This is a genomic window from Ornithinimicrobium carbonis, from assembly GCF_050703245.1.
Lineage (GTDB): Bacteria > Actinomycetota > Actinomycetes > Actinomycetales > Dermatophilaceae > Ornithinicoccus.
The window spans coordinates 1,092,072-1,104,302 of the sequence record NZ_CP192647.1 but is presented as its reverse complement, the minus strand read 5'-3'; the positions used below and the strand labels follow the sequence as shown (position 1 = coordinate 1,104,302).

12 protein-coding genes and 1 pseudogene are annotated in these 12,231 nt (G+C 73.3%); 8 read left to right on the top strand and 5 right to left on the bottom strand.

Features of this window, described 5'->3' with window-relative positions:
* Window positions 1-46: 46 nt before the first annotated feature.
* The 5 genes from ACQ95T_RS05600 to ACQ95T_RS05580 are packed head-to-tail and all read right to left on the bottom strand — an operon-like array spanning window position 47 to window position 3,346.
* Window positions 47-616 (bottom strand): DUF7010 family protein, encoded by a 570-nt coding sequence (locus tag ACQ95T_RS05600; RefSeq protein ID WP_431473622.1) that lies wholly within the window; start codon window positions 614-616, stop codon window positions 47-49.
* Window positions 607-1,212, bottom strand: coding sequence for a response regulator (locus ACQ95T_RS05595; RefSeq protein ID WP_425940099.1), 606 nt, complete (start codon window positions 1,210-1,212; stop codon window positions 607-609). Before ACQ95T_RS05595 ends, ACQ95T_RS05600 begins: the two co-directional genes overlap by 10 nt.
* The gene (locus tag ACQ95T_RS05590; RefSeq protein ID WP_425940097.1) at window positions 1,209-2,294 is read right to left on the bottom strand and encodes a sensor histidine kinase; all 1,086 of its coding nucleotides are present in this window, start codon (window positions 2,292-2,294) and stop codon (window positions 1,209-1,211) included. Before ACQ95T_RS05590 ends, ACQ95T_RS05595 begins: the two co-directional genes overlap by 4 nt.
* A 51-nt stretch (window positions 2,295-2,345) precedes the next feature.
* Window positions 2,346-2,930, bottom strand: a complete 585-nt coding sequence (locus ACQ95T_RS05585; protein WP_425940096.1) for a dsRBD fold-containing protein — start codon at window positions 2,928-2,930, stop codon at window positions 2,346-2,348.
* Entirely contained in the window at window positions 2,927-3,346 is a 420-nt protein-coding gene (locus ACQ95T_RS05580) for an Hsp20/alpha crystallin family protein (RefSeq protein WP_425940094.1), read from the bottom strand. The genes ACQ95T_RS05585 and ACQ95T_RS05580 overlap by 4 nt, the downstream gene beginning before the upstream one ends.
* A 255-nt stretch (window positions 3,347-3,601) precedes the next feature.
* On the opposite strand from ACQ95T_RS05580, the gene ACQ95T_RS05575 reads away from it, so the two are divergent.
* From ACQ95T_RS05575 to ACQ95T_RS05540, 8 genes and pseudogenes are all read left to right on the top strand, one after another.
* Window positions 3,602-4,654 carry an LLM class flavin-dependent oxidoreductase gene (locus tag ACQ95T_RS05575; protein ID WP_425940092.1) on the top strand — a complete coding sequence of 351 codons (1,053 nt, stop codon included), beginning with the start codon at window positions 3,602-3,604 and terminating at the stop codon, window positions 4,652-4,654.
* A gap of 102 nt (window positions 4,655-4,756) precedes the next feature.
* Window positions 4,757-6,061, top strand: a complete 1,305-nt coding sequence (locus ACQ95T_RS05570; protein WP_425940090.1) for a VOC family protein — start codon at window positions 4,757-4,759, stop codon at window positions 6,059-6,061.
* A gap of 113 nt (window positions 6,062-6,174) precedes the next feature.
* Window positions 6,175-7,059, top strand: a complete 885-nt coding sequence (locus ACQ95T_RS05565; protein WP_425940088.1) for a CPBP family glutamic-type intramembrane protease — start codon at window positions 6,175-6,177, stop codon at window positions 7,057-7,059.
* Window positions 7,060-7,155: 96 nt separating this feature from the next.
* The gene (locus ACQ95T_RS05560) at window positions 7,156-7,437 is read left to right on the top strand and encodes a hypothetical protein (protein ID WP_431473621.1); all 282 of its coding nucleotides are present in this window, start codon (window positions 7,156-7,158) and stop codon (window positions 7,435-7,437) included.
* 2 nt (window positions 7,438-7,439) lie between these two features.
* Window positions 7,440-8,489, top strand: a complete 1,050-nt coding sequence (locus ACQ95T_RS05555) for a potassium transporter TrkG (RefSeq protein WP_431473620.1) — start codon at window positions 7,440-7,442, stop codon at window positions 8,487-8,489.
* The gene (locus ACQ95T_RS05550) at window positions 8,479-9,213 is read left to right on the top strand and encodes a potassium channel family protein (protein ID WP_425940084.1); all 735 of its coding nucleotides are present in this window, start codon (window positions 8,479-8,481) and stop codon (window positions 9,211-9,213) included. Before ACQ95T_RS05555 ends, ACQ95T_RS05550 begins: the two co-directional genes overlap by 11 nt.
* Before the next feature lie 34 nt (window positions 9,214-9,247).
* Window positions 9,248-10,288: pseudogene (locus ACQ95T_RS05545) on the top strand (cation-transporting P-type ATPase); the annotation flags it as partial.
* A 241-nt stretch (window positions 10,289-10,529) separates the two neighbouring features.
* Window positions 10,530-12,215: a cation-translocating P-type ATPase gene (locus ACQ95T_RS05540; protein WP_431473619.1), complete on the top strand. Its 1,686-nt coding sequence runs from the start codon at window positions 10,530-10,532 to the stop codon at window positions 12,213-12,215.
* The last annotated feature ends 16 nt before the right edge of the window (window positions 12,216-12,231 follow it).

The window sequence follows — 12,231 nt, the reverse complement described above, 5'->3', positions numbered from 1 at the left end:
CCCACCCGAGCCGCTCGACGGGTTCCGGCGCCCCGCGACCGGGCCCCTACGCCGCAGACCGGGCCCGGTGCCGCAGCAGCAGCGCCACCGACATCAGCACCAGCAGCCCGGCCATCACGTAGGCGCCCAGCGTCTCTCCCGTGTCACCCACCAGGACGACCAGTCCCGCCAGCACCTGGACCACCCCGCCGACGAGGAACGCGACCTCACCGTAGAGATGGGTGAATGTGAAGTAGTGCGCGCCCACGACCACCATGGCCAGCGGGAAGAAGGCACCGGGCACGACTCCGGCGAGCAACCACACCGCCAGCAGCCCGGCCACCATCCCGAACGCCGACTGCATCGCCAGACCCCGCATGGGATGCCCCGCCGGCAGGTCCGCCCGGTCCCCCAGCAGCCGGTTCCCGGCCATCGAGACCGGCGGGATGAGCACCCCGCCCAGGAAGAGCACGGCCGACCCCACGCCCATCCCCGTCCGGTCGGCCGTCAGGCCGGCGGCCAGCCAGACCACGGCCGCCACCAGGGGTCCGAGCCACCCGCCGTGGTAGACCTCGCGCACGTCCGCTTGCGCCTCCGCGACGCCGTTCCGCTGTCCCCCGTGGCTGCTCACAACCACCCATTGTCCTCGGCCGCCCGAGCTGCCTCGACCCGCGTCGTCGCCCCGGTCTTGCCGATCGCCGAGGACAGGTAGTTGCGCACCGTCCCCGGCGAGAGGTAGAGCCGTCCGGCGATCCGCTGCACGGTCGCCCCGTCGAGCGCCTCGCGCAGCACGTCCCGCTCCCGGTCGGTCAGCGGATTGGGGCCACCGGTCAGCGACGCGGTCGCCAGCGCCGGGTCGACCACCCGCATCCCGGCGTGCACCCGCCGCACCGCCTCGGCCAGCTCGGGCGCCGGCGTGTCCTTGACGACGAAGCCGCTGGCCCCCGCGTCCATCGCCCGCCGCAGGTACCCGGGGCGCCCGAACGTCGTCACCATCAGCGGGCGCACCCCCAGCCCAGCGGCCCGCAGCGCCTCCACGGCCGCGATCCCGTCCAGCCCGGGCATCTCGATGTCCAGCAGGCACACGTCGGGCGAGGTGCGCCGCACCGCCTCCACGACCTCGTCGCCGCGCCCGACCTGGGCCACCACCTCGATGTCGGGCTCCAGGTCCAGCAGGGCGGCCAGGGCTCCGCGCACGAGCGCCTGATCGTCGGCGAGCAGCACCCGGATCACAGCTGCACCTCCAGCCGCGTCCCGGTCCCGTCGGGGCCGGGCCCCAGGTGCAGCCGTCCACCGGCCTGCTCCACCCGTTCCCGCAACCCGCGTATGCCGTTGCCCTCACCCCGGCCGCGCAGGCCGCGGCCGTCGTCGGTCACCACGATCGAGCCGGGTCCCAGCTCGACCGCGCACCGGGTGGCCCTGCTGTGCCGCACGACGTTGGTCACGGCCTCGCGCAGGACCCACGCCAACGTGATCCGGTGGCGGGGGTCGACGACCGACAGGTCCTCGGGCAGGTCCGCCATGATCCCGGCGCCGGCCAGCGCCCCGTGGGCGGACCCGACCTCGTCGGCCAGCCGGGCGACCCGCAGCCCGCCGACGGTGGCCCTGATCTCGGCGAGCGCCTGCCGGGAGAGCTGCTGCACCTCGGCGAGCTCGGCCTTGGCCCGCTCGGGGTCGACGTCGACCAGCCGCTGCGCGAGCTCGGTCTTGACCGTCACGACGGTCAGGGAGTGGCCCAGCACGTCGTGCACGTCCCGCGCCACCCGCTCACGCTCCTCGACCACGGCCAGCCGCGACTTCGTCGCCCGGTGGTGGTCGCGACGCTCGTCGGCGTACCTGGACAGGACGACGATGCCCAGCACCATGACCGCGATCCCCCAGAGCATGGCCGAGGGCCAGATCCCCCAGGCCAGCAGGGTGAGCGGCACGATGAGGGCCAGCATCACGGCTGAGACGACCCAGACCTGGCGCCACGGCAGGAAGAACACCGGCAGCGACAGCAGGAACGGGAACGTCGTCATCGCGTTCGGACCGAGCTGCCAGCCGAGCAGCAGGGCCAGGACGGTCAGCCCCAGCAGCCCCCACCACCCGACGCGGCGGGCCCGGCCGTGCCGGCCGACCGACACCAGCTCGGTCACCGGCTTGACCGTCCCCACGTAGCCGGCGGCGAACAGAGCGACCAGGACGGTCATCCCCACCTGCCACGCGAGGGCCTGGTCGGTGGCCCAGATCGCGACGACCGGGAAGGCGAGGAAGAGCAGCCAGACGGCCCCGCTCATCCAGTCCCACGTCACGGCGGGGTCGCGCTCGCTCACCCGCCCCACTGTGCCAGCCGGGGCGGGGAAGCGGCAGTGACAGGCGTCAGGTCAGCTGCGGCGCACGTGCGCGTCCTCGCCGGTGACGGCGGCGATGTCGTCGTCGGCGGTGACCAGCAGGCGTTCGGCCAGGTGCCGCAGGGCGCGGCCCGCAGCCACCTCGTCGCCGATCTCCGGGACGACCGGGTCGTCGGGCGCGCGGTGGCTGTCCCCTGCGGCCTTGAGGTGCTGCGGGGAGTCGCCGAGCAGCACCGCCTGGGCGTGGGTGTCGTCGCCGGACTCGTAGATCGAGATCCGGACCGTCCACTCCCGCACGTGGCCGGGCTGCTCCGCGCCTGGCCCGCCGGCCTCCGGAGCACCAGCCCCAGCGACCGGGACGGCGGGCGCACCCTCGCCCGCGGGCGACGGCATACCCGGTCCCCAGTCCGCGGGGGGTTCCCCGTCGTCGTGCGTCTCCGAGACGTGCAGCACCGAGCCGGGCCCGGGGAAGATCAGCCCCGTGTGCCCGTCGGACCACTCGACGACGTAGGGCGGACCGCCGTCCTCGCCGCGGACCTCCACGATCCGCCCGTCCCGCGTGGGCTCGCCCACGTGGGTGGCCGCCATGACGATCCGGGCTCCGGGGAAGGCCTTCATGACCGCTTCACCGGCACGGTCCGAGCTCCCTTGTCCTCGCCCGCCACCGGCACCTTCACCTCGAGCACCCCGTCGGTGCAGGAGGCCTCGACCGCGTCGGCGTCCGCCCCCGGGGGCAGGGTCAGGCTGCGGCGGAAGGAGCCGTAGTGGAACTCCTGGTGGTTGCGGTCCTTCTTCTCCTCGCGGCGCTCGCCGCTGATGGTGAGCACGTCGCCCTGGACGGTCACCTCGACGTCCTTCTCGGGATCCAGCCCGGGCACCTCGGCCCGCAGCACGTAGCTGCCGTCCTCGACGAAGTCCTCCACCCGGACGAACGGCGCCAGCCCCACCCCCTTGCGTCCCTTGGGTCCAGCGAGGTCCAACCACTCGAGCATCTCGGCGAGCGGGTTGGTGGTGCGGGTCAGCTCCTTGTTCATCGTTCTTCTCCTGCTCCGGGGCGACGTCGCCCCACCTTCATTCTCCGCCGGGCGGGGACGACACGCCAGGGAACGGCTCCGAAAGACGCCCGGATGTGAGCAATCAGACGGCCACGCCACCTCGGGGTGAGAACGACATCGCGGGAGCGCCCGGGTCGAGGTCGCGGGAGCGCCCGGGTCGAGGTGTCGCACGGGCGCTCGGGCAGGGGCGCCGGCCCACGGCATACCCCGGAGGGTCTCGTCGTTGTCGCCTGCATGCCCACCTCGAACCGTCGTGTCCCCCTGTCCGTCCTCGAGCTCGCCCCCCGGTCCCAGGGGATGACCCCGCGGGACGCGCTGGAGGCCTCGACGCAGCTGGCGCAGGAGGTGGACCGGCTGGGCTACCACCGGCTGTGGGTGGCCGAGCACCACGGGTCGGAGGCGTTCATGGCCTCGGCGACCTCGCTGCTGCTGGGCCACCTCGCGCAGCACACCGGTCGGATCCGGCTCGGCTCCGGCGGCGTCATGCTGCCCAACCACTCCCCGCTCATGGTCGCGGAGTACTACGGCACGCTCGCCACCCTCTACGGCGACCGCTTCGACCTGGGCCTTGGCCGCGCGCCGGGCACGGACCCGATGACCGCCGCGGCGCTGGCGCGGGGCAGCGGGCAGCTCAACGACTTCGCCGCCGACGTCATGGGGCTGCAGGGCTACCTCGGGGACCCGCGCCCCGACGCCCGGGTCCGCGCGATCCCCGGCGAGGGCACCCACGTGCCGCTGTGGATGCTCGGCTCCTCGACCGGCGGCGCCCAGGTGGCGGCGGCGCTGGGGCTGCCGTTCAGCTTCGCCTCGCACTTCGCCCCGGACCAGATCCGCGAGGCGTTCCTGGTCTACCGCGACCGCTTCAACCCCGACGCAGAGACCGCCCAGGTGGACCGGCCGACGACGATGGCCGGCGTCAACGTGCTCGTCGCGCCGACCCAGGAGGAGGCAGACTTCCTCTTCACCTCCGCCCAGCTCATGGCGATCCGCATCCGCAGCGGGCAGCCCGCGCCGATCGACCCTCCGGTGCACGACCTGTCCGAGGTGGTCCCGGCGCAGCTGATGCCGCTGGCCCAGGCGCACCAGGCGGTGCGGATGGTGGGCACGCCGGAGACCGTGGTGCCCCAGCTGGAGGAGTTCGCCGCCGCGCACGAGCTGGACGAGCTCATCGTGACGACCTACACCTACGATCCGGAGATGCGGCGGCGCTCCTACCGGCTGCTCGCGGAGGCCTGGGGTATGCAGAGCGCGCCCGCCGAGGCTGCTCACGTCGGCGCCGAGGCCTGAGAGCCCGGGGCCACACCGCACCTGCACCGCCGGGCCGAGCCTGCCCGGATCCAGCCTCCCCGGGGCCTTGTCACCGGCACCCTCCGGTGGGACCGTGACCGAATGGACACCGGCGATCGACCGCTGACCGCCCGCGAGCTGCAGCACGCGGACGGCATGGCCGACTGGCGCGCGCTGGGCTGGGGCGTGGTGGCGTGGTTCGGGACGTCGTCCCTGCGGTCGGGGGCCGCCCTGGCGCGTGCGGTCGCCGACGCCGCAGGAGGCCGGTTGCCGGACCTGGACCTGCGTCCCGGCGGGGTCCGCGTGCAGCTGCGCCGTCCCCCGGAGGGGTACGGCCCGGAGGAGCTCGACCGGGCCCGCACGGTCTCCGCGGCCGCCGCGCGGCTGGGGCTGCGGGCGGACCCGACGACGGTGCAGGACGTGCAGCTGACGATGGATGCGCTCGACCACGCGGCGGTCGTGCCGTTCTGGCAGACGGTCCTGGGACATGAGGCCCTCGGTGAGGAGGACCTCGTCGACCCCGGCCGACGCCTGCCGTCGGTCTGGTTCCAGGAGCAGGACGAGCTCCGGCCGCTGCGCAACCGGCTGCACCTGGACGTCGTCACCCCTCAGCCGGTGGCGGTGGCGGCGCTGGCCGCCGTCCGGGACCTCGGAGCCCGGTCCGTGGCCGAGCACGGCTACTACGCCACGGTCGCTGACGCGGAGGGCAACGAGGTCGACCTGCTCCCGCTCGTCGAGGGTGCCGACCGGTGGGAGGACCCGGGGACCGAGGACTGGCGTCTGGTCTTCTCCGCGATGGCCTGCTACCTCGCACCCGCCGGCGGACCGGCCGTGGACCTGGCCGAGGCGGTGGCACGGCTCGCCGACGAGGCAGGGCTGCCGCTCGGGGTGGACCTGCGCGCCTCCGCCGACGGCGAGGTCGTCGTAACCGTCGACACCGGCAAGGACCGCTGGGAGATGGACGAGGGCTACCGCCCGCTGGCCGCGCAGGTGCAACGGGCGGCACGGGACCTCGGGCTGCGGGCGGACGTCGACCGACCGCGGTTCGTGCAGGTGGGCATCGACGCCGTGGACGTCCCCACGGTGCGCCGGTTCTGGGCCGCCGCGCTCGGCTACGTCGAGGACCCCCGGCCGGAGGTCACCGACCTGGTGGACCCGCGGGGGCTCGCCATACCGTTCTTCCTGCAGCCGATGGAGGCCGGCGACACCGCCCGGCGGGCCCAGCGCAACCGGGTCCACGTCGACGTCTTCGTCCCCGACGACCAGGCGCAGGCCCGGATCGACGCGGCCCTGCGGGCCGGTGGCCGGGTCGTCCGGGACGCCGAGGCTCCCTTCGGGACCACCATTGCCGACCCGGAGGGCAACGAGGTCGACATCGCCGTGGAGGTCGGCCGCGAGGAGGGGTGATCCTCCGGCACCGGCCATCGCCTCCTGGCGTCCCGTCGACGTCCGAGCGCCCGCGGGCCGCTGCGCCACCGCTCCCTCGCCCGGTGCCCCCGCCCACCACTACGGTGGTCGCCGTGCCCCCGCCGAACCCGACGCCCGCCGACCGCGCCGGCCCGACGACCAAGGACTCCGAGCGCGGCGGTCCCGCCGTGACGGGACCCGACGGTCCGGCACCCCTGCTGGGACTGCTGCCCGCGGCCGGTGTCTCCCTCTCGGCCTTCCTCCTCTTCGCCCTGATGGTGGGCTGGCCGGGGCACGTCGTGCTCGCGCTCAGCCTCGTCGCGGCATACCTGATCCACCGTCCCCTCTTCCGGGACCTGCTGCTCATCGGGATCGGCATCACCATCGTGTCGACGACCTCGGTGGAGGCCGACATCAGCTGGCCGATGTTCTTCCGGCTCGGGTTCGTCCTGGGTGCGGCGGTGCTGGTGCCGGTGCTCGTCGACCGGCTCGTCTACCGGCGCGAGCCGGCGATCCGGTTCCCGTGGTTCACCGGGCGGCGCTGGACGCGGATGCAGTGGGCCTACGTCGTCGCGGTCCCGGTGCTGGGCTACCTGATCCTGCCGTCCTACTTCATCAACTCCGGGGCCTACCAGAACTGGCCGCCGATCCAGACCCCGAGCGAGTTCGGGCGGTTCTTCGTCGGGGTCAACGCGGTCGGCCTGTGGGACGAGCTGTTCTTCATCTGCATCTGCTTCGCGCTGCTGCGCCGGCACTTGCCGCTGTGGCAGGCCAACGTGCTGCAGGCGGTCATCTTCGTGTCGTTCCTGTGGGAGCTGGGCTACCGCTCGTGGGGGCCGCTGCTGACGATCCCGTTCGCGCTGCTGCAGGGGTGGATCTTCACCCGGACCAAGTCCTTGACGTACGTCGTGATCATCCACCTGCTCTTCGACGCCGTGGTCTTCTTCGCCATCGTGCACGCGCACGACCGCAGCGTCTTCCCGTTCTTCGTCTACTAGGGGATCGTCGCCGGGCCGCTACTAGGGGATCGTCGCCGGGCCGCCCTGGACGACCCGCTTGCCATCGCCGTCCCGACAGGCGGATGATGGCGGTTCGTGGGTGCCTCCTGGGCCCGGCCCGCGCGACTGGTGACCGCCGCGTTCGCCGTGGCGGCCGTCGTCGGGACGGTCCTGCTCCTGCTGCCGGCGTCCCGGACGCCGGGGTCGCCCGCCGACCCCATGGTCGCCGCCTTCACCACCGTGTCCGCGCTGTGCGTCACCGGTCTGATCACCGTCGACACCGCGACCTACTGGACCCCGTTCGGCCAGGCCGTGATCCTGGCCCTGATCCACGTCGGCGGTGCGGGGGTCATGGCGCTGGCCCGCTGCTCGCCCTGACCGTGCGCGGGCGGCTGGGCATCCGGGGGGCGCTGGTGGCCCAGGCCGAGACGCACGCCGGGTCGCTCGGCGACGTGCGGCGGGTCGTCGGACGCATCGTGGTGGTCATGCTCGTCGTCGAGACGGCCGTGGCGGTGGTCCTGACCGCCCGGTTCCGGGCCGGCTACGACCTGGGCTGGCCCACCGCGCTGTGGCACGGGGTCTTCCACGCCGGCTCGGCGTTCAACAACGCCGGGTTCGCGCTGTGGACCGACAACCTCATCCCGTTCGTGGCCGACGGCTGGATCATCCTGCCGCTGGTCGTCGCCGTGGTGCTGGGCGGCCTCGGGCTGCCGGTCCTGCGCGAGCTCCGCCGCGGGTGGCGGCGCCCCTCCCGGTGGAGCGTGCACACCCGGCTGACCGTCAACGGCAGCCTGGTGCTGCTCGTCCTCGGCACCGCCCTGTTCTGGCTGTTCGAGTCCGCGGCGGGCGGGACGCTGGCCCAGCTGGGCCCGGGCGGCCAGGCCCTCGGCGCCCTCGCGGGCGGCGCCTTCCCCCGCACGGCCGGTTTCAACAGCGTCGACTACGCCCTCGTCAGCGACGAGACCGAGACGGTCACGACCGTGCTGATGTTCATCGGGGGCGGCAGCGCGGGCACGGCCGGGGGGATCAAGGTCACGACCTTCCTGGTGCTGGCCTACGTCGTGCTGGCCGAGATCCGCGGCGAGCCGGACGTGGCCATCGGCCGGCGGCGCATCTCCACCTCGGTCCAGCGGCAGGCGCTGGCGGTCGTCGTGCTCGCCCTGACCCTGGTCACCACCTCGCTCGTGGCCGTCATGGCCCTCACCGACCTGCCCGCCATCGACCTCACCTTCGAGGTCGTCTCCGCCTTCGCCACGGTCGGGCTGTCCACCGGGATCACCGCCGACCTGCCCGCCTCGGCCCAGCTGATCCTCATGGTCCTCATGTTCGTCGGCCGGGTCGGCAGCATCACGGTCGCCTCCGCCGCCCTGGCCCTCAACACCCACCACCGCCACTACCGCCTGCCCGAGGAGCGCCCCATTGTCGGCTGACCGCACCCCCCTCCCCCGTCGTGCCGCCCCGCGACGCACCTCCCGCCGGCACGGCGACGTGCTCGTCGTCGGGCTCGGCCGCTTCGGCTCGGCGGTCGCCGAGTCGCTCGTGCGCCAGGGCGTCGACGTCCTGGCGGTCGACGAGAACCCCGACCGCGTCCAGCGCTTCGCCGAGGAGTTCACCCACACCGTCCAGGCCGACGCCACCGACGGCGAGGCCATGCGCCAGCTGGGGATCGCCGACGTCGACGCCGCGGTCGTGGCGATCGGCTCCGACATCGAGGCGAGCGTGCTGGCGGTCATCACCCTCGTGGAGGCCGGTGTCCCGGAGATCTACGCCAAGGCCATCACCCGCAAGCACGGCAAGATCCTCACCGGCATCGGCGCCCACCACGTCATCTACCCCGAGCTCATCATGGGTCAGCGGGTGGCGCACATGGTCACCGGCGGCCTGCAGGACTACCTGGAGTTCGACGACGGGTTCGCCATCGCCCGCTCCGCCGCCCCGCCGCAGACCTGGGACCAGGACCTGGCCACCTCCGCCCTGCGCACCCGCCACCGCATCACGGTCGTCGGGGTCAAGCGGGCGGTCGAGGGATTCGTGTATGCCGTGCCCGAGACGGTCATCCACGCCGGCGACGACCTGGTGCTGGCCGGTCGCACCGAGGATGTGGAGCGCTTCACCGCCCTGACCCGGGACGGGCGCAGGGCCCGGGACCGGTGACCGCCGACGCCCGCCCGCCTGAGAGGATGAGGTCGTGGCCATCGGGAGCCCGACCGCGCGCACCCTTCCTCCGCACCTGACCGGTGCGAGGGAGCTCTCGGACCTCCTCGAGGTCGACCCGGACGTGGGGCTCAGCAGCACCGAGGTCGAGATCCGGCTCGCGGAGCACGGACCCAACGAGCTGCGCTCCACGGACAGGGTGCCGCTGTGGCGACGCGTCCTCGCGCAGTTCCAGGACCCGCTCGTCTACCTCCTCCTCGTCGCGATCGTCGTCTCCATCACCGCCTGGGTGCTCGAGGGTGCCCAGGGTCTGCCGGTCGACGCGATCGTCATCGGCGCGATCCTCGTCCTCAACGCCGTCCTCGGGTTCGTCCAGGAGGCCAAGGCCGAGGACGCCGTCGCCGCGCTGGCGACGATGACGGCCGCCAGCTCCTCCGTGCTCCGCGACGGCCGGCCGACCGAGCTGCCGTCCGCGGACCTCGTGCCCGGTGACGTCCTCCTGCTCAGCGAGGGCGACGCCGTCGGCGCCGACGCCCGGCTCCTGGAGGCCAGCGGCCTGAAGGTCCAGGAGGCCGCGCTCACCGGCGAGTCGGCCGCCACCGTGAAGTCCGCGACGTCCCTCTCCGGCGAGGTCGCCCTCGCCGACCGGGTCAACATGGTCCACAAGGGCACCGCCGTCGTCGAGGGCGTGGGTCGCGCCGTCGTCACCGCGACCGGCATGCAGTCCGAGATGGGCCACATCGCCGCCCTGCTCGACCGCACCGAGCAGCAGCCCTCCCCGCTGCAGGTCGAGATCGCCAAGGTCTCGCGCACCCTGGGCGCCCTCGTCATCGGCATCGCCGTGGTCGTCATGGCGACCCTGGCCCTCGTCCAGGGCGCCGACTCCCCGCAGGAGTGGGTCACCATCCTGCTGCTCGGGGTCTCCCTCGCCGTGGCCGCGGTCCCCGAGGGCCTGCCCGCGATCCTCTCCGTCGTGCTGGCGATCGGGGTCCGCGCCATGGCCCGGCGCAACGCCGTCATGAAGCACCTGCACTCGGTCGAGACCCTCGGGTCGGCGTCGGTGATCTGCTCCGACAAGACCGGGACGCTCACCCGCAACGAGATGACCCTGCGGACCATCGTCACCGCCTCCGGCCGGGTCGAGCTCTCCGGCACCGGGTACGCGCCGGTCGGCGACGCCGTCCTCGTCGCCGCCGATGACGCCGGCACCGATGGCGATGCCGCCGATGCCGCCGGCACCAATGGGGATGCCACCGATGCCGCCGGCACCAATGGCGATGCCGCCGATGACGCCGGCACCAATGGGGATGCCGCCGATGCCGCCGGCGCCGCCGCCCGAGGACCTCCTCGTGGAGGCCCGGCTCGTCCTCATCGGCGGGTCCGTCGCGAACAACGCGACCATCTCCGAGCAGGACGGCCAGTGGGTGGTCCACGGAGACCCGACCGAGGCCGCCTTCATCGTGGCGAGCTCCAAGCTCGGGGAGGTGACCGAGCGGATCGGGCACTACGAGCGGCGGGCCGAGGCGCCGTTCACCTCCGAGCGCAAGATGATGTCGGTCCTCGCCCACCACGACGACCGCGCGGAGAACCGCATCTTCACCAAGGGCGCGGCCGACGTCCTCCTGGACCGCTGCGTCGCCGAGCGCCACGGGGACGAGGTCGTCCCGCTGGACGACGCCGCCCGCGCCAGGCACTTGGCGGTCGTCGAGGCCCTCTCCGCCGAGGGTTACCGCACGCTGGGCGTCGCCTACCGCGTCGCCGACGACGGCGAGCCGGGCCACCACGACGCCGACGTCGAGCACGACCTCGTCCTCGCCGGCGTGGTCGGCATCATCGACCCGCCGCGGGAGGAGGCCCAGGCCGCCGTCGCCGCCGCCCACCGCGCCGGCGTCCGCACCATCATGATCACCGGTGACCATCCCGCGACCGCGCAGCGGATCGCCGCCGACCTGGGCATCATCGCCGAGGGTGGGCGCGCTGCCGCCGGCGTCGAGCTGGAGCGGCTGGACGACGACGCCCTCGTCGACCTGGTCCGGGAGGTCAGCGTCTACGCGCGCGTCGCCCCCCACCACAAGCTGCGGATCGTGGACGCCCTCCAGCGGGACGGGCACGTCGTGGCGATGACCGGTGACGGCGTCAACGACGCTCCGGCGCTCAAGAGTGCCGACATCGGGATCGCGATGGGCATCACCGGCACCGAGGTGACCAAGGAAGCCAGCCGGATGATCCTCGGCGACGACAACTTCGCGACGATCGTCGCCGCGATCCACCGCGGACGGATCATCTTCGACAACATCGGCAAGTTCCTGCGCTACATGATGTCGTCGAACCTGGGCGAGGTCGTCACCGTGTTCTTCGGCATCGTCCTCGCCGGCGTCCTCGGCCTGCGCGACACCGCCAACCCCGACGCGCTCGTCGTTCCGCTGCTCGCGACCCAGATCCTGTGGATCAACATGGTCACCGACTCCGTGCCGGCGCTCGCGATGGGGGTCGACCCCGAGATCGACGACGTCATGGCCCGCCCGCCGCGCCGCCCCGACCGTCCCATCCTCGACCGGCCGATGTGGGCGCGGATCCTCTTCACCGGTTTTCTCATGGGGGCGGTCACCCTGCTGACGATGGACCTGTTCCTGCCCGGCGGGCTGCTCGAGGGCTCGGAGTCCTTCGACCTGGCGCGGACCGCCGGGTTCACGACGCTCGTCCTGGCCCAGCTCCTCAACGCGCTCAGCTCGCGCTCGGCCGCGCAGAGCTCGTTCCACCGGATGTTCCGCAACCCGTGGTTGTGGGCGGCGATCGGGCTGGTCGTCGCGCTCCAGGTCGTCGTCGTGCACGTGCCCGTGATGCAGCACGCCTTCACCACCGTCCCCCTCAGCGGTCTGCAGTGGCTGGTCTGCCTCGCGATGGCGTCGGTCGTGCTCTGGGCCCAGGAGGTCGTCAAGATCGCCCACCGCGCGTGGGCCCGCCACCGGCCCGCACCCGTCCTCGGCGCACCGGCGGCATAGCCCGCGCCGTCCGCCG